The sequence below is a fragment of the Acidithiobacillus sp. TH-A36 genome, from assembly GCF_057473445.1.
In genome coordinates this window covers 1-24,934 of record NZ_JBYCKP010000304.1, presented here as the reverse complement: position 1 = coordinate 24,934, position 24,934 = coordinate 1, and the positions used below count along the sequence as shown (strand labels likewise).

Below are 24,934 nucleotides of genomic sequence, written 5' to 3'. Positions count from 1 at the left end.
AGGGAAATGTGCCAGAGTTATTGGGAGCCCACACAGACGCTTTTGCGACAGGCGCAAACGATGCAGCAGCATCTCGTGGCGGGTCGAGTGAGCGGATTACCGAGCCATGAAGCACAGGCGGAAACAGACAAGGGGTCCAGCGTACCACCTGCTGGTCCGATAAAGCCTAAAAAACCCTGACCATTGCGGTAGGATAAAAAAAGGTGCAGCGAAGTGGGTAGATGTTCTCAATCAGTAATCGAACCCAAGGAGAATTGGCGTATGAACTTGCAAGCCGTAGAACAGGAATACAATCAGTTGCAGCAGGAAAATCAGGGGGTCATGCAGGCTTTGCAGACCCTTGCCGGAAAACTCAAGACGGCAGCGGATGGTGGCAATCAGGACGCCCGCGAATGGATGCTGGATCTCAAGGAACTGGCCCTGAACATCCAGACTGAACAGCAGCAGACGATGACGCTCATGCAGGCCATGCACCAGGCCGTTCAGAACGATGTGGCCAGCATGCAGCAGAACAGTCCAGCCTGGCAGCCCGGTTATCCGCAAACACCCCAGGTAGGCCAGCCGCAAGGCTACCCGCAGCAACAGGGCGGCGGTTTCCTGAACAGTCTTGAACATTCCGGTTTTGGGCAGATGCTCATGATGGGTGCCGGATTCGGGATCGGTGACGATCTCATCAACAATATTTTTTGAATGGCAGGAGAAAACGTCGTGATCCGGACATTGTTATTTGCTTCGGCGCTGGTGGTACCTCTGGCCTTGGCGGGCTGTGCAAACGGTCCTTATGGCTCCCCTTACGGACAGACTGTGTACGGGACGCCCAGCAGGACGACCACGGATACCGCCGGGGGTGCAGTTCTGGGTGCAGTAGCGGGTGCTGTCATTGGCAACCAGACCGGTAGCCCTCTGGCGGGTGCGGCCATTGGTGCCGGCGTCGGTGGACTGGCGGGATATGCTGTGGGTCACAATGGCTCGGCGCAGTCAGCCGCACCGGATTCCTGTCCACCCGGTTATCAATGCGCACCGAATACGCCACCCCCGCCCTGCCCTCCAGGGTATACCTGCACGCCCCAATAGATCAGGAGATAAACATGCGCGGAACCATTTTGAGCTTCACGGGACAAGAGGGCGTTATCAGCAGTCAGGGAACTCAATACCCCTTTCGTCTCGACCAGTGGAAAAGCGACCAACCTCCCGCTGCAGGCCAGAGTGTAGAGTTTACGGTGCAAGGCACGGATGCGGTTGGCGTAACCCGTGTCGATGCCACTCAGATGCTGGAAGAAAAAGGCCGGATCTGGCTGGGACAGGCCAAGACTATGGCTGAAAACACCTACCGGGATGCTGGAAAACCCGTCACCCTCGCCTATGGCGTATTTGCGGTATTTGCGCTTTTTGCGGATGTGGTTCGGAACGTGCCGGTGACGTTGCCGGGGCTGGTCAATGGCCTGTCCTGGTACACGCTGGCCAACCCCAGCGGCATGAATGGTGGTTTCGGGTTTTTGCTGGTTCTGCTGGCCATCCTGAGTATTGCTGTTCCCGTATTTTGGCGGCACCCGGCTGCCCCTCTGGCCTATACCCTGCCCTTGATTGTGACGTTTATCGGCCTCTACAACCTGTATTCGGCTGTTTCTGCCCTTTCCGGTCTGGCCGGCGCATTCGATGCCCGAATGGGTTCATCGGTGAGTAGCCATGCCTTTAATAGTATTACCCTGTGGTTCTGGTTGACCTTCTTTGTGGCGATTTACCTGGCGGTCATGGGTTTTCGTCGTTACCGGGCCAACAAAGCCGTTACCGCTAACCCTGTCTGAAAAGAGGAGACAATTACCGTGAGAAAACCGCAAATCCGCACTTTAACTTCATTCGCCGTTCTGGGTCTTGCCCTGGGGCTGGCGGGTTGTGGGTCATCTCATCATGATCACAAAAATGCGTCGGCACCATCCGCCCAAAAAACCGGGGCGAACAGTCCTATTTCCAATGCCTTGAGTGGGTTTGGTGAAGCCAAGTTTCACCGGCTCACGGTAAGTGCCCCAGTCCACCATAAAAAGATCGTTGGGCCAATGCCCGATTGGAACACGCCCATCAAGGACTATGTCCCCTTGGTAAAGAATAAACAAATGGCCGAACAATATGTCGCCCATGACCATAAACTCAGCGATAGCCAGATCGCCAGCATCCTGTATGCGAAATATGCCACCGAAAAAGATGTCTTCAAGAAACAGGAAATGCTCAAAAAACTCAAGCCGGTGATGGATAAGCGGTTGGCGGAAATCCGCCGTCATCCGTATGTTTACACGCCCATGCTGACATTAAGTTTGCGAAATTATTCCTTTAAGGATCATGGCTTCAAGGTTTTTAACACCTATCTTTTGAATGGTGGAACCATGTTTTTTTCAACGAGAGGGCTTCACCCTGTTTATAGTGCCACGCTTATCAATCATCAAGATTTTTCGTTTCTGCCCGTCAAAAACACCGCACGGGCCAAGAAGATGGAAGCTTTTGTCGCCAAGAACCAGTCGCTATATGTGCGCATTTATATGTTTGTGAACGGGGCCGGCAGAACAGAAGTGAGAGCGGTTGGCACGCGGATCAATGTTTACGGCCCCCATAAGCATTTGCTAATGGTTTATACGCCGCATCATTCCTGACCGCGATAGGTCAATCCGCAGTACCCCCTCTTGCGGGAGCTTATCCACAGATACTGTGGGTAAACTTCCGCATAACTTTGCTTGCCGTTTATATTACAATGGGATGACAGAAAGCCCAGACAACAGGCATTGCGTGTATAACAAGGATCATCATGAACTGTCCTAAATGTGGAAGCCCTACTCATGTGCTTGTCTCCCGGAATCGTCCGGTCAAGCAAAGCACCAACAGGCGGCGGGAGTGCCTGCAATGCGGGTATCGGTTCACCACCATTGAAATCATCATCCCCGAAGGCACCCGGCCCAATCCCAAAAAGATGATGGAAAACTATGAACAGGGGAAATAGGTGACGGGTCGCAGCGGTTACTGCAGAATGTAGGCCATAAAAAAGCCCGGCAAAGACCGGGCAGTAGGGAGGTGATATATTGAATCAATAATCGGTATAACTACGCGGGAAGATCCAGCGAAAAAGAAAGTAAGCCGAGAACAGGTAGGTCACAGCAAGACTCAGTACAGCGATTACTTTATTCATCGCTATCGATGCGTGGAGGGTGACGATAGGGTGCGCCACCACAGACAGCGTAACAATGGCGATAGCCGGACTGACATAAATAAAAACAAAAATGACTGATCCATATTTAATCAGCCTGCCCAAAGGCCCACCCAACCAGTGAGAGATGATCACCAAAAAAAACATGCCGAAAATTGCATCGGTCCACGTCATGTGATGATCCAGGTATCGGACAATGGAAAATCCAATCGCAACCGCAAAAAGGAGCAATACGATTAGACTGTGCAACCGATGTTGGGCCGGACTGATGGGTCTATAGTGTGAGACCCAGAGTGGTTGATCAGGGACATCTTTGTAAACCCATCCATTTTCATCCGCCAATGGGTTATTAACATCTAAATAATATTTCTCCCTGCGCATTTTCTACTCCTTTCCCATTCTTTTGTTACTTATTGCATTCAAGCTGTCACCATATGATTTGGTGTCTGATCTGCCCTTTCCCTCTCTGCTTTGCATCTCACCTTCTCCACGATCGGTGCTGGTACCACCAATCCAGCCCAGGACGAGGTCAGGTAACTTATGGATCAGGCCAAAGCTCATGTCAATAAAGACAATCAGCATGAAGCAGTAAATAATCACTTGGGCCAAGCCGTCAAACGGTCCAACAAAGCCGCCTACGGAATTGGTGAACGTACTCAGTATAGCACCACCTATAGTGTGTTGCAAAACCCATGCGCCTGCATAAAGTAGCGCGGTACCGGCAACCAGACCGCCTACCATGAGCAATGGCTTCAAAAGCAACTGCAGCATAAGCATCCATCCGCGCCCGCCGCTGCCGACAACCTCATGCCCTTCTGGATTCATATGGGCAATGGCCCAGAACGGTGCCGCAAACACAAACTCAATAAAGAAAATCAGCAGGCCAAACATGGCGAATGTCCAGATGATATAGGGCAGCATGGGAATCCAGACCGTCATAATCAAGCCAAGGCCAAAGCAGGCTGTGGCGATTAACATTAACAAATCTCCGATCGGTCCGTTTAGGAGATTCTTGGATGCACTGCTTAGCGACTTCGTGATAATACCAAGGGCAGGGATTTTGTTTAGGCCAGATGCCGCACCACTATCTATATCTCCCATGCCTTCCATGGCATACATACCGCTACCAGCCACTTCCAATATGGTGCCAATGGATTCTATACCGAGCAGCGGGTTTTCCTGACGATGGGTGTCGGCCATATATAGACCCGCATTGCCCACAGCGCCCTGGAAAATCGTGTCCATGGCTCCGGCAATAGACAAATCGGTTGGTTGCGGCACTTTGGACGCTGGTGACCCATCTACGCCGGATTTATGGCTTTCTTCATACGAAGCCAGAAACTTTTGAACCCGTCTTTGTGCTCGCTTGTTCATGCCACCAAGCCCGAACGATGCCATACTTGGCATTGTCATGGTGCCAATATTGTTGACAGCATCTTGGGCGGTAGCATTCATGTGCATAAGTTGCCACCACCATGAACCCGCAGTCATGAATCCCTGTTTGTCCATAGCGGTTCGCATTTTTTGTGCCTCGGGTTTTTCTGCAGCGGCAATAGCCGGCAACGCATACTTGAGTACGTTATTGTCGTAGGTATGAATCAATTTGCCAAAGGCTTTCCGGCTTGGGCGCGGTGTATAGCCTACAATATCATTGGCAATTGTCTGTTCGCCAGCAACCAGTTCCTGCATTTGCGCGGCGGAAATACTCCATACGGCATTGTCGATATTTTTCTTGACGCTAGAGCCAATAGCATTCCCGGTACCCAGGTTGCTCGCTTTGGCTGGATACATGATGCTGCCGCATGCTGCAGGAATAGGTAAATAATTAACCAGTTCATTCCCTAACGTTGATCCTGTCTGGTAACCCCATGAATCTTCCTCGTATGTTTCAGAAATCGGATGTCCGTCACCATTAGTTCCACCGTTCCATACATTGTCAGCAGTATTTGCTCCCAGATTCCAAAGGTCGGCTGTTGCACTGGCACCCACTGTGGTCATTGTCTGGGTGCCCTTGATTAAAGTAATAGGTGTTGCTGTTAATCCCAATCCCAATCCATAGTTTGGGTTGTGTAAGGAACGGTTTGAGGCGTCCATACAGACCTCATCATTGAGGATACCATCCGCCATTTCGTTGACCTTACTTCGGCTCATTCGGACGCCACCTATCGGATCTGTAACAATGTATTCATTCGTCAAAGACCAAGCCTTGTCAGCCATGCCAACCGCATTTGCTTCCACCCAGACGGCAGCTGCCTGTACGGCAGAGTAACTTTCTCCGTGCCCCATAGGGAAAACCGGAAGAACAAAAGCAATGGCCAGTGCGATTCGTAACGGAACCCACATGGTCGACCATTTCTGACCTAGCCATTCCCCTTCATGGGTCGTTTTGAGGAGCCCCACAAACCCGATATACAGTACCCAGAATACGGCCACGAATAAGGCAATGGTGTTGACATAGCCAAGCAGTATCGAAAGCGCGGTGGTTGTGTCTGGCTCATGGTCTGTACCACCAATGCCCGTAACATGGTGAACTATAGGACCAAGAATCATGGCCAAGGTGTTCATGAAATAGTCTGTATGTGGTGGAGCGATGCCGAACATGAACCGTTCTCCTATGGCTACTTAATGGGGCAAAGGACGAGGTGCTGCCGTTTGTTGTTGTGGGGTTTGCCCTTTCTGAAGCGCCAGAGCACGCTCCCGCTCAAGGGTGTCATCCATCTGCGCATCCGGGGCTGAGTTGGCGTTCAAATCCTCCAGAGTCTCCAGGGTGTGTGCTGCAATCGGTGCGGCTTCACCCATACCAGGGACCATGCTGAATGCGTTTTCATAAGCGGCGTCTTCAGCCAGAGCGTCGCTTTCGTCATCTTTTTCGGTGTTCTCACTCATGGGATTTCTCGCTTTAACCGGTTGTCGAATCGTCAAAATGTTGGGCAACTTTGGCGTAATGCGCCTGCGCCTGTGTCGCATACTCGGAGGCCATCATCGCATCCTGAGACATCCGCATACGCATGGCGAGATACTGATAAAGCAGCTGCTGGGACTGCATCAGAACGACCTCACGAAGTAGAGAAACCTGGCTGGTCTGTGATTCCAGGTTGGTATAAAACCTTGGATTTCCGTACTGGGCTTTTTCCATGTATGACATATATTGCAATAGAGAAATATTGGAGGAGACATTTTGCATCCCAAGTCCCTTAACGGTTTTATTGAGGACAGTTCCTAGCCCCTTGACAGGATTATGCAGGGCCGCCAATTGGTCCAGTGCGGTTTGGGCAAGGCTTTGTTCCGCCTGATATTGCAATTTAGCACCTATAGCCAGACGACCATCTGGAGATTTGTAGGCTGCTTTTTGTAAAATGGGTACCGGAAGCTGATTGGTTAGGTTCTGAATAAAGGCTTCCCGTGCATCAGCATCCAGTGTCGGGTGTGCAGGTTTTTGTATGCCATTCGACGAAAGCAGCGATGTGCCTTCAATATCGCCGTTGGGGTCCTTTGAAACTGTGGCGTGACTAGAGCACAGCCCTGCGGTTATTTCCGATTTCGAGCAGAAAAGATGGTTATGGGTCGCGTAACTGGAAAAAAGAAAGGTGGTAGTATATTTCGCCAACAGCCCCTGTTTGACCTGTCTCGCCACCATCGGAACACCGGAAATCGGATTCTGGTCACCAAAAACACCATTGGCACCGGCAGTATCTGAGGCCACATTGACCTGTGCCGTACAATCGTCTGCTCCGCACGGCATATTGGCCGGAATCTGCTTGGCGTTCTCCATGTGATAGATGTCGCGGTCCGTACCGTCATTCCGCACCGCACGCGCCGTATAGTAACCCAGCCAGGAAATGTCCTTGGCCATTTGCAACTGGAGATCATAGACCTGTTTTGACAAGGCCTTGATATCCCCACTGGAGGCCAGGGTTCCTTCGTAGATGGTCCAGCACCCACCGCCATAATCTATAGGGACGCAGCCATGCGATGTAGATACGCCACTCGGGACGCTGACTTGCGTACCGCTCGGGACCCCAGGGGGTTCCCCCATGTATTTCATGCGTCCTACCCACGGTTCGGCAGCCCAGGCGCTCGAAGAAATAGCAATGAGCAAAGCTATACCCAGTGCCGCACGACGCTTCGTAGGCATCTTGGTGATGGTCAAACGGGTTTTTTTATACAGGTTTTTGAGTCGCATAAGGTCCCTCATTGAAATACATTGTTGAGATTGATACCGCCATTGTTTGTATTCGTGGTCCCTGTTGTCCTGGATGGGAACAGCGACTGGTAGCTCCCGGATGAGCTGTCCGGGCCATTGCTATACTTTGCGCTTGGGGTAACGGGAGTGGGGTTTACAACGGTGGTTGTCGGCAACGGCCCTGCCGATGGTGTCGCAGGCGTTTCCGGTTGACCAGATGGATTACAGGTGTTTTGGGTGCCCCCGAAAAGCTGCTCGATGACACTTAAAATCCCTTCTCCCGTGCTGCCTACGGGTAAAGTCTGAATTTCCTGAAGGATTTGATCAAAAGTGCTGCTTTTCTCCACACAAGCCTGCCCACGAACTGCCACGACCGTGGGATTGCGGACTTGCGGGCGCAGAGACTTGTTATCGGTGATCATTTGTTTCACAGCCGCCGCATCTGCGACTTGGGCTCCCGGGCATTCGGTTGCCATGGCAGGCACGGCATAGGTCATGGAAGCGGTCACCATGGCGCAAAGTAAAGCAGACGATAAGAGCGGATGTTTTTTCATGGTTAAATCCGTTAGTGAGTGGATGTGGACAGATCTACGGAGATACAAGCATCGGCAGTCAGGAAACCCGCCATATATGCTTGCACGGCAAGGTAGGCAGAACATTTAGAGGTGAATTTCATATCTTGCTCGCTAAGCGGATGACGGATGGATTCAAGATTGTCTGGATCGTCTCGTCCATCCGAAGAATCAGGGACACATTTTCAGCCATTTCTTGCGCGTCCTTGCTGCCGCCCATTGCGGGAATGCCCGAGAGGTTCCTCTGCGACTGGTAGGATTTGCCCAGGTAGTAATCCGTATAAGCCGTCATGGTTTTCATCTTCCGCAGATCGGCCCCACTTTCTATATCCTCATGGGTCAGCAGACAATCGGCCAATAAATCCTGCACTTCCACGTAAAATTCCGAATCTTCCACGCACAATTCTCCCTCTTGGAGGCTGCCTGTTTGCATCTATTAAATACAGAAAAAACCTTTTTGCTTTTTTTTCGTCTGCGGTTTTTTGAGCGTGCAGAAATCGGGTTTTACCACAAAAACAAAAGCAAAATGGTTTTTCGTGGGCATAAGATACGCATGATTCAACGCCATTGAGGAAAGTCTGATGTCCGCTCTACCCGATCTCCCGGAACAACAGCAGGATTCTTTACAAAAACATGCCTACGCCATGCTCAGTGCCATGGAACGCGGACAATCTGCACCATGGTTGGACAAAGATGGCAACATGGATAGCGCCTTGGTTTCGCTGGTGGCCAGAGGCGTGCAAACCCTCTCGCAGAGCGATCAGGATGTGTTTTTTCACCGAATGGGTGAGGCGCTGGAGCAGTCAGGAACCGTGCGGGACCGACGGGTCGGGAATATCCTCTTTCACAGTACAGAACTGCTCAATGCCGCAGGTCATGCCATCGCCCATCCCCAACCCCACGCGGAAAGGGATGCCCGACTCGCGGAGGTCCCCGGAGATGCACTGGCGGATGTCCGGAGTGTGTTGGCCCTGTCATTGGTTCAACATGCCAGAGATATTACAGAGGATGCGCACGGGTTGGCCCAGGATGCCCTGATCCTGTATGCACGGGATGGTGGCAAGGGTTGGGGGTTGAGCAACTCGGACCTGGTAGATGGTGTCCTGCAAGCGCAAACGTATTACTTTACGGAGACGGAACTGCCCTCCAGTGGGCGCGATGCTCAGTATGATGCGATCCGCAGCCCGGAACTGGATATGACCACCTTTCAGGATTTCGTCGTCGAGTCCCGGTACCGGACCCGCTTCCATCTTTCAGACGATCCGGCTCCCAACGGTGATCCTGACACCCATCCGGATTTATCGGCTGATGTGAGCAAGGAATCTGCCCCATCAACGCCAGCGGATCCTGCCGCAAACCCATCCGATAAAGAGGACCACCCAGATGCCACGGGTGAACAATCTTCGGCCAACAACGATGCCACCACAGATCCCAAGGCGACAGATAAGGCGCAAGGGACGGCACCGGATGCACAGGGCGAAGAACCGCCCCCCTACCCCGACGAATGGATTGAGGTCAGTTCTGAAACAACAGAGGACGTGAGCGTTTTTCAGGACCGGGTTCTGTCTGCCGATCAAGGCGAGCAGAACAACCAGGGAGAACATGATCGGGGGGATTGGCCAGGTCGCTTTGAGGGCGCACAAAGAAACGGTAAAAATCGCCAGCGTCAAATGCGTTCCAAGCCGCATGCTCCTGCTTCCGGTGAACCGGATAGCACCCTGCCGCCGTTCCCAAACGGTTTCCCGCAACAGCCGCCATTGTTTCCGCAACAAACGGGATACGGGATGCAACAGAACGGGATACAGGGCGGAAACGGGGGGACGTATATGGTGCGCGGCGAGGGACTGTTTTCTGGACTGGGTAACCTTGCTGCAAGTTTTCGGCGCGGGCCGAAACCATCCGCATCCACTACTAGACCTTTGCATGAACAAATGCGCGAGATTCATGCCCGTAGCGCTGAACAGCGTGCGGAACGGCGGCAACAGGCCAATATGGATAAAAAATATCGGACGGCAGATCGCTTTGTGAGCCGTTTGAATGAGCGTATTGATCTGTTCAAGTCTCAGGAACCCGTGCAGGAGATGTTCCGGCGCGTCCATGATGATCTGGAAACCCGGGCGCAGTTTGTGCGAGATGGCGCGTCCGATGCCAAAACGCAGGAGCAACGGCACAACGAATGGGCGACCCATGCCTGGGAGCGGCTTTTTGCAAAACATCCCAAGCTGCAGAGCGCCTTGTCCAAGCTGGAATCCGATGCAGAACAGGTTCCAGAGATGGTTGATCCGGCCATTGCTGCACTGTCACAGATGGATCGGGATACCAGCGCAGAACGCGAAGCCTTGCTGGCCAAGGTGGATCGGGCCAAGGAAAACAGCCAGGGGGTCCCATCCAGCGTGCCGGGAAAGAAGAATATCGGGGACATTCTGGATGGCGTCATTGCGGCTATCAAGCGTTTTCTAAGCCGTCTATTTGGCGGTGCTGAGGTTCAGCAACCTGCAGCACCTGGTGGATCTTCCGCTGTGCCTGCGCCTTCTGGTGAGTCCGTGCAGCCTGTCCGGCGTCGGGCTGGACCTTAGAACAAGTATATTGAGATTTCTTATTATTATTTGAGATAGAAGGAGTTAACGCTATGAGCGCAGAACAAACCTCTCAGTTCGACCCGGACGATTATAGACCTTTAACTGCGCAGGGTGCGGACCAGCTACCAGAGGGTTTCAGCTCTGAGGTACGTGTTGCAGCACTGGTTGTGCGCGATGGTACCCGTATGACACCGGAAATGCCCATGGATGGGGAAGATGTCAAAGGTTGGCAGGTCACCCGCACATTCAAGCAGGATCACCCCTCATCTGAATTTGCTGATTTCCCTAATGATTCAAAGCGAATAACTGTTGAGTCATTAACCTTTGATACCCAGGAAGAAGCCATAGCCGCAGCAAAAAAAATGGAGAAGGAACCTGCTGAATTAGATCGTTTATACGATGCCAAATTTCGTTCACCAAGTAACACTTCGGAACGTAAGGAATTCCTTGATAATCTGATTACAAAAAATCAGCAGAAAATCGCTTCACGGGATTGGGCTGAGAAATCAGGGCGAACCCCCGTTGAGCCATCCACTTATCGCCCTTTTGTCGCGCAAACCCCCGACGTGCTCCCCGAAGGATTCGCCGCCCAATCATGGGCTAAAGCCGTGGTTGTGCGAGATGGGACCCGTATATTAGCCGACAAACCGCAAGAGAATGACAAGGTCGTAGGCTGGGCGGCAGGGCGTTCTGTTTATATGGACACAAGAAATAATGCTTATCCTGATATAAAGACGTTACCGGTAGAAAGGTTTAACTTTGATACACAGGAAGAAGCGTTGGCTGCCGCTCAAAAAATGTCTAGAGAGCCAATCAGCCTGGAAAAATTGAATACAATAAAAGAGGTAAGAGACCGGTCTGGTGGCGAGTGGAGAGATTACCGCTCGGCTTCTGACCTTTTGGACAACATGATTGCTGAGAAGCAGCAAGAGCAAGAAAAGTCCAAGTTGGATTTCCCAGTCGGAGGCACTATGAGCACACAACAGACAGCAAAACCCCATGAAGATGATGCCATTCACGCTCAGCTCATCCAGAACAACAACAAGTTTGATGCGTTTGCGGCCAGCATGGATGCTTTTAACCATCAGCCCGCGATTCGTGAGGCTATGGACCGTGCTACCAAGTACGGCATAGATCCGAAAGGGGCCATTCATGAAGCTCTGGATAAAAATCCCGCCCTCATGAAATCCTACCTGAATCTTCATAAGAACTTCCATGAACACATTCAGCCCGCCATGGAAAAACACATGGAACTCATTGGGCAGATGCAGGACACCGATATGAAAAATCGCGCCATGAAGTCATTGCAGGGACGCATGGAACACATGGCCGACGCACAAAAGCATTGGCCGGATCGGGACAATGTGATGAAAAGCGATGCGGAAAACAAACAAGGACAGCAAGGGAAACTCGGCCTCGGTGACATCATTGTCCGCTTCCTCGCCAAGCTGAAAGAAATTATTACCGGCAAACGGGAACCGGTCGAACAGGCCAAACAAACCGGCGATCTCTCGGGCGCGGCGCAAAAGGTTGGCGATGTTGCCCTGGGCGTTGTCGCTCCGGAAGTGGCCGTCGCCAAAACGGTAGCCCAGTCCGTTGGACAGAATACCCAGAATGGCCCGGCGCAACGGCCTGGCATGCGCCGCAAGTAAAAACAGGGATAATGTGATGACGCAACCGACAATGGAGACCACCTGATATGTCACTGGATACCTACCGTGCCCATGCCCGATTGATGGAAAGACTGCTTTCGCAAATGGATGAAACCTTCGCGGAAGCCCTGAAACATCCCAACCTCTGTGAGTCCGATCAGGTGATTGCTGCTGAAATGCGGCAATGGATTGCCCACGGTCTGTTTCTCTGCCAGCAGGTTTATAGCCTGCAAGGAACGCATCTCGATCCTGATCAGGAACCCATTCTGACGGCGTTATATACATTGGACCGCCAGGTCGATGAGGTTTCCGAACAAATGCGCCTGAAAGATTTGTTTAGACCGGGCGCTCCAGAACGGGTACAAAAAATGCTGGATACGTCACCTACGAACCAGTAAAGGACATATTGCATGCCCAGTTTTACCTTGTCAGAGATGTTCCCAAAATCCACCGGCACCCGGTACATGGTGGATATGCACAAAACCTTGACCCATGCGCTGCAGGCACGGGATCAATCCCCTTTTGATCTCGGTTCGGTAGATACGGCGGAGACCGACAATCTGGCTCTGGCGAGATCGACGCAGTGGGTATTGAGAAACAGCATACGCAGGACCCCTTATTGCGTGAATGCCATTATTGAGCGGACCAAGGGTGAGGGATACCAAACAGATCTCCCCTCACTGGTCGGCCTCATGGCTGACACCCCGGAAGCCATGCGGAGTAATGGACTTTATTTGCTGGTTTCCTTGCGGGCCCCTATCCCGCAGGAGCCATTCATGGAGATGGGCAGACGTTATTTCCAAACCCCGCAGCCTGATGTGGCCCCACCGGATAGTAAAGCCCACAGTACGCTCTTATATGCCGCGACCAAGGGTATGCAGGGTGTCCGTGCGTTTGGAGAACATCTGAACGAAGTACGATCTGAGCCGGTTTTTGCGGCGGCACTTAAGGATGCACAAGGCTGGCCAGACGCCAGCGCGTATTTTGCACAGCACCCAGATCCGCGTGTACCCATGATGGTGAGCCAGATCCAAAAGGAAATTCCGGATTTTCTGGCTGCGCTCTATGCCGTCAATCACTACCTGACCGCTGCAGAAAATGGTGAAACGCAAGCGCGCGGATACCAGGACCTTGAGGTGGCACTACACGGCATCCAGCGTGCTGGCGGGATGATACCGCTATCGAATCAGGCCGGGAGTTTGACACTCGGTACTGCGCTGCAAAACATACGCGATAGTCTGCCGGTTGAATTAACGTTTCCGGAACGGTTACGGGAAATCCTGAACCGGATTCAAGAACAGGACCGCGCGGCAGAAAGGCGGAATGTTGCTCCTAAAGTGACGCCTGACAATCTCGGTCAGGAATCCCCTACACGTCCCGTTATTGTTCCCCACAAGCCTAAAGGGAGAGGCCCGTGAGAAAAGACGAAATACTGCTTAAAACATCCACATTAGATGCGCAACTGCAGGATGTTGCCAAAGTGTTTGCCAGCTTCGTGAAAGCCTCTCCGGATGTAGAGGACAAGCAGACTTTTGGAGAAATGCTGGCATGGGCCGATGGTTCCCGGGAATTGCTGCAAGGGATAACCGACACGGTATCCCCTACCCCGGATGGCTCGGAGTCCGCCGAATATGACGAAGTGCTCTCCATACTTACTGAACAGGTAAAGGAAACCCAACAAAAACTCGAAGCGCAGGCACGCGAGGTCGCCGCACAGGAGCCCCAATTATGAGTTCCATTTTTAGCACCCCATGGAAAGACATATCCACCACATTTGCGCGGCAGCTCCGCGAACCCTGCAAAAAATTGATAGATCGTGTCAGCGATTTCAAAAATCGGATGGATGACAAGATCATTTTTTCAACGATGATTAAACGCGATAAGGAATGGCAGGGCTATTCTCGCGCTTATTATGACGGAATTGCCTTATTAGGTGATGCTCTAGGGACAACCGCTACACTTTTACCCAGTGCGGCAGACCACATATTTCATGGTTACGGAGCCGTGTTTACCACCATTGGCGCGGGAGCGGTTATTCTCGGCGGTATGCGGGGGTTTTTTCTGGAGCAATATGCGGAAAGTGTTTTGGGAAAAAGATCGAAAACCGGCCTTTTTACCAAGTCTGACAAGTCCAAGGATTTTCCTGACTTATCGGCTCTGGAATATGGTTTCGATAAAGTGGCCACGTTCTCACAAGCTCTCCGTAAAGCAGAATCAGAGGGCCTGGAAATCCTGAAAACTGCACGAAGAATTAAAAGGATGCAGTCGTACTACCAGCAGTGCGACAAGGCTGATGATGAAACTCATGCGGTACAATACACACGATTTGCAAAAATGCGTGTGATCGGTTTTGACAAGATAGCAGAAAACTTGACAAAAGCTGCGAAAGCCGGATTGGAAAATCTGGATCTAGCCTACAAAGCATTAACCGAATTTCCGGAATCACCATTAAAGATCAAGCTGGCCGGGCATTTCCTGGATCTGGCCAAGCAGTTTGAACCGGAAACCCGGATGCTTCCCCAATCAGAAGTGTCGGATAAATCCATCTGGTCGGACATTCAATCGCTTGTGAAGCAGTGTGAAGCCCTGCAGTGCCAGACGACTAATCCAGCGTCCACAACAAGTACGAATAACGTCATTCACAGTCAGCGGCTCAAGCATCGGTGATTTTGAGGTTATGTGGGGATACCAGCAGACCCGGTTCCCCACATCATTGGAAAAGGAGATGGAGATGGTAAATGAGTGAGAGTGAAGGTTTGCACACAGAAGTTCTGTACGACGAAGCAAGACGACTTGAAGTGAAAATCACCTTTGCTAAGGCAGATACGAGTTGTCTGATAGCTGCGTCTGAACAGGAAAAAGAAAACATACTCAAAAACACCCACAAAATTTGCCTGGGTGCAACCAATCGGTCTCAATCTGAATGGGATGATGCGATGAAAAAAAACATCGAAACAACCCTAAGAACGGGCGGTTTTTTGTATGTAGACGCATTAAGTGACCACTTGCCCGAACATATACCGGGATCTGAATGACAAGCATGTTCAACACCATAGGCCAACTACGCACCTAAACGTGTTGTTTTCAGGGGAAGTCGTCACATTGCAAAGATGCACCTGGATTGCTGCAGTAAAGGGGACTGCAGTGCCATGGGTTGAAAGCTATCCTTCTGATTTTACAAGATAGCTCAACGGTGCAAAAATGTGTCCGTTAGATGTAGGGGACCCTTCATGAAAGCATCAAAGGTCAAACAGCGCATCCTGGACTACCTGTCTGCCCGTCCAGATGAAAATGCTTTTATTCGTTCAGAGTTCAACGCGCTCGCGCAATCCCGCTCTGGCGTGGATAAGGCGATCAGAGTGCTGGTGTCTGAGGGCGTGTTGGTGCGTGGAGGATACGGGGTATTGGTACGGGGTGAGTTTATTCCAGAAATACAGTCTGCAGCGCCCTTGGTTTGGCCGGAGATATTCGCGAAAGAGGCGCTGGTAAAACTCGGTATTGATCCTAAACCTAACAGTGCCGTGGTGGAATACAACTCCGGACGCACCACACAAGTTCCCGCGTGGTTGGCCTTCGATGTGGGCAATAGCCGTATTGTTCGCAAAATCGGCTTCGGGAAAAGACTGGTGAATTATGAACGAGAACGAAAAGTTGAGTAGAGGATTGACAGACCAGTCTCTCGCGGACATGAATCTAGCCCGGAAGCTGGGATTACTCCCATTATCTCCAGACATGATCGAGAAAGACATTCTGGTAGCTGACGCCATTCGTGCCATTTGCGCGGCTGGCAAGGCCCGGGATGCACAAATTATCTTTGGCGGCGGCACTTCCCTCTCCCAAGCACAACAGGTCATCCAGCGCATGTCCGAAGATGCGGATTTTCGCATCGTGTTGCCATCGGACATCACCAGCCAGAATCAGCGCCGCAAATTTCTATCTGCCATAAAGACCGATATTCATAGTGCCATGGAACAGGCGGGATTCCCCCTGGGGGGTGAACTCAAGAGTAGAAATGGGAATGCCTACATCATGGGTAATTTTGGATATGCCCCGAAATTTGCGCGATCAGAAGCGTTACGACCGCAAATCAAACTGGAAATTACCGCCTTTGAACCCGTGGCTAACGTCGAACTAAAGCCCTTACGAACGATTCTGGATCGTGTTCTGGATCGTCCGATAGATACCACACTCCCTATGGTCCCAGTAGTCAGCCTTGAAGACACGCTGTCCGATAAGGTGGTGGGCTACCTGCGACGCACGGCAGCGAACAGGGCTGGATGTGGTCGTGGTGACTACGATGATCGACTGGTACGGCACCTGTATGATGTACATTGTATTCTGCAGGCCAAGGGCGATCTCTCCGGCGTAGTGGCTCCTTTGTTTGCGGGTACCGTTGAACGAGACCGGGAAACCTACGGCAACCAGTTCCCGGCATTCAAAGATCATCCGTATGCGGTGCTTCAAGATGAAATCACCCATCTGGCAGACCCAGACATCCGCGCACGGTATGAGCGATTTTGCCAGATCATGATTTATGGCGATATTCCTGCCTTTGATGCTGTGGTGGGGAGCTTCCAATCTTTTGCGGATAAGCTCCTGATGGGGATGCCAAAGCGGGGATCAAAAAACTCCATAGCGTCCCATGAAGTGCCAACATCGAAACAGGGTGCCAATGAGGGCGGAACATTTACAAGTCATTTGTACCAGGTCAATGAATGTCTGGATCTCCTGAAAGTGGCCCGCAAGGTAAAAAAAATGACAGCCTTTTACCAGACCTGCGACCAACTCGGTGAAGTCTCCCAAGCCGTTGCTTATGCCCGGAATGCGATCAATCACGAGCCGGAACAGGCCCGGATCATTGAAAAGCTGTGCGACACCGCCTGTACCGCCCGGAATCATCTGGAATCGGCTTATCAAGCGTTGGCACAGCTAGATGAGCCGGCGAAAAGAGATCATCGGGTGGATCGGTTTCTGGACCTGGCCAAGCAGTTTGAACCGGAAACCCGGATGCTGCCCCAATCGGATGCATCAGACAAATCCATCTGGTCGGACATCCATAACCTTATGGAGAAGTGTGAAGCACTGCAGCAGTGCCAGACGGTGAGTAATTCTGTAAGCACAGCCGGTACGAATAAAGCCATTCGCAGCCAACGCATCAAAAAGCCCTGATTCAAGGAGATCGTTATGCAACAGCGCACCTGGGTCGATGAAACGAAAGATTCCGCACAAGGTCATTGGCGGGAGATTCTGGGTGCGCTGGGTATCGAAGTGCCGGCCGCGCACAACAAGCACTGCGCTTGTCCCGGATGTGGTGGATCGGATCGTTTCCGCTTCGACGACAAAAACGGACGGGGGACATTTATCTGTTCAGCAGGTGGCGGAGAACCGATTGCCGGAGATGGTTTCCGACTGTTGAATCACGTCCATGGATGGAATTTCATGGAGTCTGCACGGCGCGTAGCGGATGTACTCGGCATTGATCCTCAACGGTCGCAGGATGTGGTCCCGACGCTTTCCGCGCAAATAGAGCACAGGCATACCAAAGTCACCCGGTTGCTTCAGGAAGAACAAGAAGCGCAAGAAAAGAAAGCCCGGGCAAAGAAGTCTCTCGACAGTACGTTATCAGGGTGCCGCCCGATAGATCAGGTGCCAGCCGTATGGAAATACCTGACGCAAACGCGCGGGATTGGAGAGCGTTACCTGAAAGCGGCGCAGGATATTCTGGCACATCCAGGGCTACCCTATTTTTACAAGGCCAGCAAGACTGCACGCAGTCAGAATCTCGGCAATTATCCGGCCTTGATCGGCGTGTGTCGGTCCCTGTCAGGGGACGTGATTACGTTGCACCGGACCTATGTATCGCCCGATGGAAAAAAACTGGCGTTACCGGACCCTAACGACCCCGCTGAGACACTCGATGTCCGTAAGCTCATGACTCCTGTAAATGACCACAAGTACCGAATTGCACTGTATCAGCCCATGAATGGCAGATTAGGCGTCTCTGAGGGCCTCGAGACGGCCTTTTCCGCCGCCATTCTGAATGATCTGCCCTGTGAAAGTGCTATCGACTCTGGAAAACTCATACACTATGCCCCCCCACCGACCGTACAAACCTTGTTTGTGTTCGCTGATGACGATCCTGCCGGGCGGCATGGTGCAGAAACACTTAAAGCAAGAATGGCGATAGATCGTCCAGAAGTGGCAGTCCACATTCGTTACCCCCGCATGCACCAGGGCGTGCAGCCGGGATTCGGTGGAGACTGGAATGACCTGATAATTGCACCGCAACAAAATAGCAGCGGCAATGGGTCACGACCGAAAACGCTTAAACCATGACCTTTCAATACCTTTTATTTCATCGGAGAACATCCCATGCAAGCCTTAGAGCAAACCCGATCCATGCTGTCTGAAGTCAGCAGCATCGAAACCTACTTTAGAATTGCCATGAATGATCCAAAGCAGGATATAGACTCACAGAATACGGCTTGTGAGATGACAATGTGGGCGGTGAGTGCCCGGGAGATCCTGGACGGACTGATGGTGGATTTACCGCGTGCCCAGAACGATATGCCCCTCCTGGAGACGCTAACAACAGCGCTGCCCACCATTCGTGAACAGATAGATGAGGTTACCGCCATGTTACATTCCATGGGCATCCACCCAGAAACATTTGCAGAGGTTCATTAAATGACGACACTGGCCGAAAAGTTCTCTGGATATGCGGGTCGTGCGCTGGATAAGCTGAAACATCCCGTGGATAGTATAAAGAACGCCTGGAAACATGAGGTTGACCGTATTGTGTATTGGGGAACAGTTGGCGACAACGTGCGGACGCGGAATAATATTTTGACCTACTTTGATGGCGTAACCAAAGGTGCAACTGCATTGGTTGGAATAGCTGCAATAATGAATCCGGTAGGCGCTGTTGGTTTGTCTGCTGCCTTGGGGCTTGAAATCATTGGCCTACCAATAGCTGCAAACTATATGAATATAACACATTATCTTAACGCGGTGACGGCAAATAATGCCTTAGATAATCGCGCTATGAAACGGGTTACAGGCAGCGCGAAGTACAATCTCATAAACCCCAGTATGACAGAGGATGACGCGGCAAAACGAAGCATAATGCAAAAACAGATGGCTAACGCATTACAGTTTAGTGAGATGATGGATATTGCCTCACAGTTTGGGGCGACTAAAAAAATATTTGAGATGGCTAACCAACAAAATCCCCGCAACAGCGATTTTATTGCGCGGCATGTGTTTTCCGATCAAACCACTAACAAGCTGGCAGTTGCCATAAAAAACATTCAGAGCAGAGCCCATGATTCCTTAGAGTCTCTGGATCGAGCGGAGATAAACATCAACAGCATTTCAAACCCTCTCCTGCGTCAAAAATATTATCAACAACTTGCCGATTATGCCGAAGAAATGGCGCAGAAAAGCATGATTATACCCTCTGCGGATAATCTGAATCGCTCATTGGGCACCGAGTTCATGGAAAAGGCCCAGGCATACCGGCAATTATCTGCAGGCCTCGCCTCCTCTGCCGCAGTTACGGCGCACCAACCAGCGGGCACTATCAACCAACAGGCAGAGCATGTAGCTCGTGAAGCGTCCGCATTTAATGCCCTCCCGCAAGTCCAAAAGGCTTGCAACGATGCAGATATTTACGGCATACCCAAAGAACGTGCGTTGTTATCCATGATGAGCCAAGATCAGGACTTGAGTAGAAAGTACGCCCAGATACAGGATCATGCGTTGCACACGACATTAAAGGCCGCTAATGCTATGGATATTGGTCTGATCGTGCGGGGTTCACAGGATGAGAAAGACCTGGTCGGCAGTTTGAGGGCCACGCTGGAATCTAGCAGGGACTGGCCTATGTCCTCTGTATTTTCCATGGTCACCAATGTCTTGAACAAGTGGGAAGCAAACAACGATGCGCAGAATAAGATGGTAGCTGGAAATACCATAACGCAGGCTAATGATGATCCGGCTGCAAACTCGTCGGGCAATACCAACATCAGGGCCAGTGTTCGGCGGATGCGGTGAGGGGTTTGAAGCCCAACGGTATGAAAACATACAAGGAGCTTCTAAAAAAGGGATATGGATAATGATCTGAGAAACCGCTTTTACCGGTATAAACGGGATGCGCTGTACCCCCCTGCGCCCGCTGAACCATATGTTCCGCCACTGACCAAGCAGGAATGGCGGGATCGGTACCGTGTTCGCCTTGCCTGGTCGAACCCGAATGCAGATGATGCAGTGCTTTTACGAAAGGCGCTCATGAGTGAAAGCTGGACGATTGTTCTATCAGCAGCACGGTTGTTTGGTGCCCTACCACTGGAATCCGCGTACATGGAGTACCTCTCTGAAGAATCGGACAACCTGCCTCAGTGGAAACGAGACTTTCTGGCAATGTTGATCGGGAGGGCGAAAAATGGACGTTTTGAATGATGACTCCCTACCAGAAAATACCCGTAAATTGTGGTCAATTCTATACGGCTCGGCAGCAAGTGAAAATTTATCTGGGTTTGTTCTTGTGGGTGGAACCGCGCTGTCGTTGAGAATAGGGCATAGAATCAGTGAGGATCTGGATTTTATATGGGCGCATGATGATTCTTTGCACGACGTAAAGTTGCCCAGGCAAAAAATTGACAAGGCTATTTTTTGCCTGAGAAATGAGTATGGATTTCACGCGGAGAAAATATCGCATCCAGCAGAAGAAGATGACTTCATTAAGGGGGTGTAAGCCCAAACCCTCGAAAATTTTGTTTGGCCTCGTAATTCCCTATTCCAAGAGCAAATCGGCCACCAACGCATCGAGATCGACCGCCTTGCCCTCGCCCCGGAACGTGTAGTGGCCGCCCATGTGGATGTGCCGCCATGCCACGGGCGATATCTTCTTGATCAGGGACAGGACTCTGTGGCTTGGGTTGGCTCCATACTTGGCGAGTAGCCGTGACAGGATGGCGGAGTTGTAATAGATAATCGCGTTGGCAACCAGCCGGGCGCACTGGTTGCTTATTTCAACCTCGATATCCGTCCTGCCAGTCAGTTCCTTCTTGCCTCCGACTTGGGCTATCGCCGAGCGCATCTGGTGGTAGGACTCGATTCGGTTCTGGGAGCGGTGGATGTTGCGCTGTAACTGGGGATCGCGGGCGTAGCGCAAGGTGTAGGTACTGCGGATCAACTTGTCAAACTCGAATAGCGCATAGCGTGTCGGATTTGGCTGCGTGTAGGTGCATAGTTTCCGGATTAATGTGCCCTGGCTCATCTCCTTGAGACCCAGGGTCGCCACGATCTGGTCGATGTTGGATTTCTCGTTGATGACGGCTTGAAGGTCAATCTGCCCAGTCGGCTGGATAAGGAATTTTTCGTACCGCGCGGGATCACCGGCGCAGTAGATTTGCTGTATCTGTTCGTGAAGCCTGGTGAGGCGCGGTTCGAAACGCAAGCCGAAGCAATGCAGGATGGCAAAATTAGCCTTGTTAATGCTGTGCATGTCGCCGGTGATCACCGTCGGTACGATATCCGAGGTGTTGTGGTACCAGAGATCGAAAACATGGTGGCCCTCAAGCTCGTGCGCGCCGATCAGCCAGCCCTGAAGCGGAACATGGTTGCACAGCAGGGTGTAGGCGACGACACCTTTGCCCCGGCCGAAATATTTGCGGGAAAACCGCGCTTTCACCGTCGGCCGTTCGACCCCGAATTTCTGTCCATCGACGCTACCGTAGAGCGCCTCCAAGCCAAAGGAATAGTGTGGAAAAATGGCAAGGTCTGCGGTGGCATTGCTGATGACATCATTGGCCGCCTGCAAGCTGGCCAGCCGCAGGTACTGCAGATACGTCGCATCCAGAACGTGATAGGGAATATCGCTGGTCTGCGCCATGGTGAGATTGCCATGATTCATTGCCTGGGCCATGATGACTGCCATCAGGCTGTCGGTATCGGCAACCTGCTTGGCGTAGCGCGGCTGCAGCGGCGTTAGTGCCGACAGAAAATGGCATTGCTCATTAACAAATCGAAGAACATCGGCGATATCGCGAAACGACAGCTTGCCGTAAAAAGCATCCTGTTTCGCTTCGTCGTCTCCGACCTTGGGCCGCCGCCAGACCAGCGTCTTGGTCTGGCTGTCATACTCCAGATTTTTCAGTTTTCCCTGGCGCAGGTCTTTGTCGAACGCCAGCCACAGGCGGTGCAGTTCCTCCGTCAAGGCATTGATCTGGGTCTCAATGGGCTGCCGCAGCCAGGGAATATCCAGTTGGCCGAGGGCGGCCGCTTTTTCCTCCAGGGAAACCAGTTCATCGCTGAGGCTGCGGTGCTGGACGCTGTCGTCCAGGTAGACTTCGCCTGACTTGCAGCGTTTCCTAATTTGCCGGTACACCCAAAACTCGTAGCGATCAGCACGAACGCCTGATGCATTGCCTTTCACATCAAATTCGAGCAGATAGGGGCGCAGGCGTTTGGGAATCGTTGCTGCCGGGCATTCGCTAAGTGGTCGCTGCGCCAGTCGCTGTTGTTTGGAGAAAACCCCCTTCATCCAACCCAGTGCCACCAGCCACGGGTTGTCTGGCACTGTGCTGGAAAAATTGAGCGTCACGTACAGTGAGCGCAGGTGGTGTCGGGCACGTTCCGCCAGCTCTTCCACGATCTGCCAGCGCAATTCCAGTTTATTTACCGGTGCCCCGCACAAGCGCTGGCCAGTGAGACGCAATTCGTCTTTGGGCATGATGGTAAAGGCGCTCTCGCGGATTGAACCGAAGGGCGTGGTATCAGCCAGGTTGTCGTCAACATACATCAGCAGCAAACGGCCAACACCAGGCGACTCCTGTCGCCTGGTGGACTGTAGTAGAAAGAATCGCTTTTTCGCCCGGATTTTAGTTTCGTCCTCAAGTTGCTTCATGTGGTAGTCCATCGCATCCATCAGGTTGTCGGTAAGCTGGCGGTAGCGCTGCCATGCGAAGCACAGTAGGTACAGGTAGGTTTGTTTCGGGCGCAGACGGCGCAAATCATAAATCGTGTAAAAATTGGCAAGGCTCGCGTAGTAATTCAGGTTTTGCCGAGAAATTGACAGGATGGGCAACATCGCTTTCGCCGTCTGATAAAGAGGTTCCAGCAAGGTGCGCTTCTTCCGCTCCGACACCATCTGGCGGTAGCCAAAATCCTTGGCATCCTGCTTTAGGGCGGCCAATCCCAACAAAGTGTCATCGTGCACCAGGAGTTGCTGCAACGCCTCCTTGGCAGGTTCATCCAGCAAATTGTCCAATAGGTCACTCAGGCGATTGCGCTCTGTAGTCAGTGTGTCGCTGATGAGTGTCTGCAGGGTCGTGTGTCCCGGTCTGACAATCTTCTGTTCGTGGAGAAAGGCAACCAGTTCGGCGACAATAAAGCCGGGGGTGACGTCGCGATGTACGACTTGCGCCGCACGCTCGGCCAGCAACAGCAGAAATTCAGCAGACCACGGACGATAGTCGAATAGGCCCAAGATCGCGGTGCGCTGCACATAATGCTCGTACTCGGTCACTGGCTGCGGAGCAAACGCCTGACCATGGAAGTAGCGGGTCAGGATAAAGGCGCAGTCCTCTTCCGTTTCTTCCCAGAAAAACGAGAAGAAGGCATATTTGGCTTTGAAATACCCGATCTGCAAGGCGCAATGGACCTGGGCATGAAGACTTTGCCGACTCATCACAAGCCCGAGTTCGCATTCGCTGAAGCTGAGGTACTGCTGCCGCTGACCGTCATCGAAGTCGGGGAGCCCGTATAGGGCGAATCGTTCCGCGTCGGATAATATGGTCAGTCTTTTGTTGTTTTCTGTCATTTTTACTATACATTCTGTATATGCCAAAACGAGCGTTAATATAGCACCACGGCAAGCATGTGAAATAGATTGAAAAATACATACAAGACGTATTACTTTACGGCCTAATTGATGTTAAGACACAACGAGGCTGTTTTCATGGGTAAAATTGTCGCCTATTTGCGCGCATCCACCGACAAGCAGGACCTGAGTCACCAGAAGCTGGAGATACTGGAGTTTGCCCGGAAACGGGAGCTGCGCGTCGACGACTTTATGGAAGTCACAGTCTCATCGCGCAAGACCAGCAAGCAGCGGCGTATCGACGATCTGGTCCAGATGCTGGGCGAAACGGACACCCTCATCGTGACCGAGCTAAGCCGGCTGGGCCGCAGCACGGCCGAAGTGATCTCACTGGTGAATGCCCTGGCGAAGCGCAATATCCGCGTGATCACCATCAAGCAGAACCTCGATATCTCCCAGCAGGACATGAACTCCAAGATTGTCCTCACCCTGTTCTCGCTGTTTGCCGAACTGGAGCGGGATCTGATTGGCATGCGCACAAAGGAAGCGCTGGCGGCCAAGAAGGCACAGGGCAAACAGCTTGGGAAGCCCAAGGGCACGCTGCAGAAGAGTAAGTTCGACAAGGATGTGGAGCGGATCAAGGATCTGCTGGGTTATGGACTGTCGGTGCGCAAGATCGCCACGCTCCTGGGCCAAACCAGCCACATCGCTCTGAATACCTATATCAACAAGCGGGGGCTTCAGCCGACGCCGAAGGTCTGATTGGGGGCCATCTGTAGCCCCGTGGTCGGGTTACGAGGGCAGACAAAATTTTCGAGGGTTTGGGCTTACACCCCCGTTTTGCGATGCTGGCGTGGCCCTCTACAACCCGGACAAGCCCGACCGCCCGGTGAACAGTCCGAAGGCGGTTTATCAGATCGAACCCGCCGCGCTG

28 protein-coding genes and 1 pseudogene are annotated in these 24,934 nt (G+C 52.0%); 22 read left to right on the top strand and 7 right to left on the bottom strand.

The annotated features are described in order from the left end of the window. The 6 genes and pseudogenes from AC2VLY_RS08030 to AC2VLY_RS08005 all read left to right on the top strand — a co-directional run. Positions 1 to 180: pseudogene (locus tag AC2VLY_RS08030) on the top strand (hypothetical protein); the annotation flags it as partial. An 81-nt stretch (positions 181 to 261) separates the two neighbouring features. Next, positions 262 to 690 carry a hypothetical protein gene (locus AC2VLY_RS08025; RefSeq protein ID WP_486892476.1) on the top strand — a complete coding sequence of 143 codons (429 nt, stop codon included), beginning with the start codon at positions 262 to 264 and terminating at the stop codon, positions 688 to 690. Between the two features lie 21 nt (positions 691 to 711). Further along, positions 712 to 1,074: a YMGG-like glycine zipper-containing protein gene (locus tag AC2VLY_RS08020; RefSeq protein WP_486892477.1), complete on the top strand. Its 363-nt coding sequence runs from the start codon at positions 712 to 714 to the stop codon at positions 1,072 to 1,074. Positions 1,075 to 1,088: 14 nt separating this feature from the next. Continuing rightward, complete coding sequence (locus AC2VLY_RS08015) at positions 1,089 to 1,805, top strand: hypothetical protein (RefSeq protein ID WP_486892475.1); 717 nt, start codon at positions 1,089 to 1,091, stop codon at positions 1,803 to 1,805. Positions 1,806 to 1,823: 18 nt separating this feature from the next. Next, positions 1,824 to 2,642: a hypothetical protein gene (locus AC2VLY_RS08010; protein ID WP_486892474.1), complete on the top strand. Its 819-nt coding sequence runs from the start codon at positions 1,824 to 1,826 to the stop codon at positions 2,640 to 2,642. A gap of 152 nt (positions 2,643 to 2,794) precedes the next feature. Then, positions 2,795 to 2,986: an NrdR family transcriptional regulator gene (locus tag AC2VLY_RS08005; RefSeq protein WP_486892473.1), complete on the top strand. Its 192-nt coding sequence runs from the start codon at positions 2,795 to 2,797 to the stop codon at positions 2,984 to 2,986. Between the two features lie 84 nt (positions 2,987 to 3,070). Here AC2VLY_RS08005 and AC2VLY_RS08000 read toward each other — a convergent pair whose 3' ends face one another. The 6 genes from AC2VLY_RS08000 to AC2VLY_RS07975 all read right to left on the bottom strand — a co-directional run bounded on the left by AC2VLY_RS08000 (position 3,071) and on the right by AC2VLY_RS07975 (position 8,342). Beyond that, on the bottom strand, positions 3,071 to 3,571 hold the full coding sequence (locus AC2VLY_RS08000) for a hypothetical protein (protein ID WP_486892472.1): 501 nt from the start codon (positions 3,569 to 3,571) through the stop codon (positions 3,071 to 3,073). Positions 3,572 to 3,574: 3 nt separating this feature from the next. Further along, the gene (locus tag AC2VLY_RS07995; RefSeq protein WP_486892471.1) at positions 3,575 to 5,791 is read right to left on the bottom strand and encodes a DotA/TraY family protein; all 2,217 of its coding nucleotides are present in this window, start codon (positions 5,789 to 5,791) and stop codon (positions 3,575 to 3,577) included. Positions 5,792 to 5,812: 21 nt separating this feature from the next. Beyond that, entirely contained in the window at positions 5,813 to 6,076 is a 264-nt protein-coding gene (locus AC2VLY_RS07990) for a hypothetical protein (protein WP_486892470.1), read from the bottom strand. A gap of 13 nt (positions 6,077 to 6,089) precedes the next feature. After that, a complete protein-coding gene (locus tag AC2VLY_RS07985) occupies positions 6,090 to 7,373 on the bottom strand; it encodes a hypothetical protein (protein ID WP_486892469.1) in 1,284 nt (427 codons plus the stop codon). A gap of 8 nt (positions 7,374 to 7,381) precedes the next feature. Then, positions 7,382 to 7,927 (bottom strand): hypothetical protein, encoded by a 546-nt coding sequence (locus AC2VLY_RS07980; protein ID WP_486892468.1) that lies wholly within the window; start codon positions 7,925 to 7,927, stop codon positions 7,382 to 7,384. Between the two features lie 118 nt (positions 7,928 to 8,045). Then, complete coding sequence (locus AC2VLY_RS07975) at positions 8,046 to 8,342, bottom strand: hypothetical protein (RefSeq protein ID WP_486892467.1); 297 nt, start codon at positions 8,340 to 8,342, stop codon at positions 8,046 to 8,048. A 184-nt stretch (positions 8,343 to 8,526) separates the two neighbouring features. Between AC2VLY_RS07975 and AC2VLY_RS07970 the strand changes: the two genes are divergently transcribed. From AC2VLY_RS07970 to AC2VLY_RS07905, 14 genes are all read left to right on the top strand, one after another. Next, on the top strand, positions 8,527 to 10,521 hold the full coding sequence (locus AC2VLY_RS07970; protein WP_486892466.1) for a hypothetical protein: 1,995 nt from the start codon (positions 8,527 to 8,529) through the stop codon (positions 10,519 to 10,521). Between the two features lie 53 nt (positions 10,522 to 10,574). After that, a complete protein-coding gene (locus AC2VLY_RS07965) occupies positions 10,575 to 12,176 on the top strand; it encodes a hypothetical protein (protein ID WP_486892465.1) in 1,602 nt (533 codons plus the stop codon). 47 nt (positions 12,177 to 12,223) lie between these two features. Next, complete coding sequence (locus AC2VLY_RS07960; protein ID WP_486892464.1) at positions 12,224 to 12,574, top strand: hypothetical protein; 351 nt, start codon at positions 12,224 to 12,226, stop codon at positions 12,572 to 12,574. A 12-nt stretch (positions 12,575 to 12,586) separates the two neighbouring features. Further along, on the top strand, positions 12,587 to 13,594 hold the full coding sequence (locus AC2VLY_RS07955; RefSeq protein WP_486892463.1) for a hypothetical protein: 1,008 nt from the start codon (positions 12,587 to 12,589) through the stop codon (positions 13,592 to 13,594). Continuing rightward, positions 13,591 to 13,908 (top strand): hypothetical protein, encoded by a 318-nt coding sequence (locus tag AC2VLY_RS07950; protein WP_486892462.1) that lies wholly within the window; start codon positions 13,591 to 13,593, stop codon positions 13,906 to 13,908. Before AC2VLY_RS07955 ends, AC2VLY_RS07950 begins: the two co-directional genes overlap by 4 nt. Positions 13,909 to 14,015: 107 nt before the next feature. Further along, positions 14,016 to 14,843: a hypothetical protein gene (locus AC2VLY_RS07945; protein WP_486892461.1), complete on the top strand. Its 828-nt coding sequence runs from the start codon at positions 14,016 to 14,018 to the stop codon at positions 14,841 to 14,843. A 71-nt stretch (positions 14,844 to 14,914) separates the two neighbouring features. Continuing rightward, on the top strand, positions 14,915 to 15,211 hold the full coding sequence (locus AC2VLY_RS07940) for a hypothetical protein (protein WP_486892460.1): 297 nt from the start codon (positions 14,915 to 14,917) through the stop codon (positions 15,209 to 15,211). Positions 15,212 to 15,406: 195 nt separating this feature from the next. Beyond that, positions 15,407 to 15,835 carry a hypothetical protein gene (locus AC2VLY_RS07935; protein WP_486892459.1) on the top strand — a complete coding sequence of 143 codons (429 nt, stop codon included), beginning with the start codon at positions 15,407 to 15,409 and terminating at the stop codon, positions 15,833 to 15,835. Next, positions 15,810 to 17,345, top strand: a complete 1,536-nt coding sequence (locus tag AC2VLY_RS07930) for a nucleotidyl transferase AbiEii/AbiGii toxin family protein (protein WP_486892458.1) — start codon at positions 15,810 to 15,812, stop codon at positions 17,343 to 17,345. Before AC2VLY_RS07935 ends, AC2VLY_RS07930 begins: the two co-directional genes overlap by 26 nt. 15 nt (positions 17,346 to 17,360) lie before the next feature. Continuing rightward, on the top strand, positions 17,361 to 18,512 hold the full coding sequence (locus AC2VLY_RS07925; RefSeq protein WP_486892457.1) for a DUF7146 domain-containing protein: 1,152 nt from the start codon (positions 17,361 to 17,363) through the stop codon (positions 18,510 to 18,512). A gap of 36 nt (positions 18,513 to 18,548) precedes the next feature. Further along, positions 18,549 to 18,863, top strand: coding sequence for a hypothetical protein (locus tag AC2VLY_RS07920; RefSeq protein ID WP_486892456.1), 315 nt, complete (start codon positions 18,549 to 18,551; stop codon positions 18,861 to 18,863). Then, positions 18,864 to 20,231, top strand: coding sequence for a hypothetical protein (locus tag AC2VLY_RS07915; RefSeq protein ID WP_486892455.1), 1,368 nt, complete (start codon positions 18,864 to 18,866; stop codon positions 20,229 to 20,231). A 54-nt stretch (positions 20,232 to 20,285) separates the two neighbouring features. Next, positions 20,286 to 20,636 (top strand): hypothetical protein, encoded by a 351-nt coding sequence (locus AC2VLY_RS07910; protein WP_486892454.1) that lies wholly within the window; start codon positions 20,286 to 20,288, stop codon positions 20,634 to 20,636. Further along, positions 20,620 to 20,931 carry a nucleotidyl transferase AbiEii/AbiGii toxin family protein gene (locus tag AC2VLY_RS07905; protein WP_486892453.1) on the top strand — a complete coding sequence of 104 codons (312 nt, stop codon included), beginning with the start codon at positions 20,620 to 20,622 and terminating at the stop codon, positions 20,929 to 20,931. Before AC2VLY_RS07910 ends, AC2VLY_RS07905 begins: the two co-directional genes overlap by 17 nt. Positions 20,932 to 20,970: 39 nt before the next feature. Here AC2VLY_RS07905 and AC2VLY_RS07900 read toward each other — a convergent pair whose 3' ends face one another. Next, positions 20,971 to 24,000 carry a Tn3 family transposase gene (locus AC2VLY_RS07900; RefSeq protein WP_215865737.1) on the bottom strand — a complete coding sequence of 1,010 codons (3,030 nt, stop codon included), beginning with the start codon at positions 23,998 to 24,000 and terminating at the stop codon, positions 20,971 to 20,973. Positions 24,001 to 24,138: 138 nt separating this feature from the next. Here AC2VLY_RS07900 and AC2VLY_RS07895 point away from each other — a divergent pair, with 138 nt between their 5' ends. Both AC2VLY_RS07895 and AC2VLY_RS07890 read left to right on the top strand, forming a co-directional pair. Beyond that, positions 24,139 to 24,762, top strand: a complete 624-nt coding sequence (locus tag AC2VLY_RS07895; RefSeq protein WP_486922064.1) for a recombinase family protein — start codon at positions 24,139 to 24,141, stop codon at positions 24,760 to 24,762. Further along, positions 24,716 to 24,934 (top strand): hypothetical protein (locus tag AC2VLY_RS07890; protein ID WP_486922065.1); only part of this gene is annotated, 219 nt, incomplete at its 3' end. The genes AC2VLY_RS07895 and AC2VLY_RS07890, both read left to right, overlap by 47 nt.

What these genes read in the sequence shown, in the direction of transcription:
- AC2VLY_RS08025 (WP_486892476.1), top strand. Translation starts at nt 262, where the DNA reads ATGAACTTGCAAGCCGTAGAACAGGAATACAATCAGTTGCAGCAGGAA.
- AC2VLY_RS08015 (WP_486892475.1), top strand. Translation starts at nt 1,089, where the DNA reads ATGCGCGGAACCATTTTGAGCTTCACGGGACAAGAGGGCGTTATCAGC.
- AC2VLY_RS08005 (WP_486892473.1), top strand. Translation starts at nt 2,795, where the DNA reads ATGAACTGTCCTAAATGTGGAAGCCCTACTCATGTGCTTGTCTCCCGG.
- AC2VLY_RS08000 (WP_486892472.1), bottom strand. Translation starts at nt 3,571, where the DNA reads ATGCGCAGGGAGAAATATTATTTAGATGTTAATAACCCATTGGCGGAT.
- AC2VLY_RS07995 (WP_486892471.1), bottom strand. Translation starts at nt 5,791, where the DNA reads ATGTTCGGCATCGCTCCACCACATACAGACTATTTCATGAACACCTTG.
- AC2VLY_RS07990 (WP_486892470.1), bottom strand. Translation starts at nt 6,076, where the DNA reads ATGAGTGAGAACACCGAAAAAGATGACGAAAGCGACGCTCTGGCTGAA.
- AC2VLY_RS07985 (WP_486892469.1), bottom strand. Translation starts at nt 7,373, where the DNA reads ATGCGACTCAAAAACCTGTATAAAAAAACCCGTTTGACCATCACCAAG.
- AC2VLY_RS07980 (WP_486892468.1), bottom strand. Translation starts at nt 7,927, where the DNA reads ATGAAAAAACATCCGCTCTTATCGTCTGCTTTACTTTGCGCCATGGTG.
- AC2VLY_RS07970 (WP_486892466.1), top strand. Translation starts at nt 8,527, where the DNA reads ATGTCCGCTCTACCCGATCTCCCGGAACAACAGCAGGATTCTTTACAA.
- AC2VLY_RS07965 (WP_486892465.1), top strand. Translation starts at nt 10,575, where the DNA reads ATGAGCGCAGAACAAACCTCTCAGTTCGACCCGGACGATTATAGACCT.
- AC2VLY_RS07960 (WP_486892464.1), top strand. Translation starts at nt 12,224, where the DNA reads ATGTCACTGGATACCTACCGTGCCCATGCCCGATTGATGGAAAGACTG.
- AC2VLY_RS07955 (WP_486892463.1), top strand. Translation starts at nt 12,587, where the DNA reads ATGCCCAGTTTTACCTTGTCAGAGATGTTCCCAAAATCCACCGGCACC.
- AC2VLY_RS07945 (WP_486892461.1), top strand. Translation starts at nt 14,016, where the DNA reads ATGGATGACAAGATCATTTTTTCAACGATGATTAAACGCGATAAGGAA.
- AC2VLY_RS07940 (WP_486892460.1), top strand. Translation starts at nt 14,915, where the DNA reads ATGAGTGAGAGTGAAGGTTTGCACACAGAAGTTCTGTACGACGAAGCA.
- AC2VLY_RS07935 (WP_486892459.1), top strand. Translation starts at nt 15,407, where the DNA reads ATGAAAGCATCAAAGGTCAAACAGCGCATCCTGGACTACCTGTCTGCC.
- AC2VLY_RS07930 (WP_486892458.1), top strand. Translation starts at nt 15,810, where the DNA reads ATGAACGAGAACGAAAAGTTGAGTAGAGGATTGACAGACCAGTCTCTC.
- AC2VLY_RS07925 (WP_486892457.1), top strand. Translation starts at nt 17,361, where the DNA reads ATGCAACAGCGCACCTGGGTCGATGAAACGAAAGATTCCGCACAAGGT.
- AC2VLY_RS07920 (WP_486892456.1), top strand. Translation starts at nt 18,549, where the DNA reads ATGCAAGCCTTAGAGCAAACCCGATCCATGCTGTCTGAAGTCAGCAGC.
- AC2VLY_RS07915 (WP_486892455.1), top strand. Translation starts at nt 18,864, where the DNA reads ATGACGACACTGGCCGAAAAGTTCTCTGGATATGCGGGTCGTGCGCTG.
- AC2VLY_RS07910 (WP_486892454.1), top strand. Translation starts at nt 20,286, where the DNA reads ATGGATAATGATCTGAGAAACCGCTTTTACCGGTATAAACGGGATGCG.
- AC2VLY_RS07905 (WP_486892453.1), top strand. Translation starts at nt 20,620, where the DNA reads ATGGACGTTTTGAATGATGACTCCCTACCAGAAAATACCCGTAAATTG.
- AC2VLY_RS07900 (WP_215865737.1), bottom strand. Translation starts at nt 24,000, where the DNA reads ATGACAGAAAACAACAAAAGACTGACCATATTATCCGACGCGGAACGA.
- AC2VLY_RS07895 (WP_486922064.1), top strand. Translation starts at nt 24,139, where the DNA reads ATGGGTAAAATTGTCGCCTATTTGCGCGCATCCACCGACAAGCAGGAC.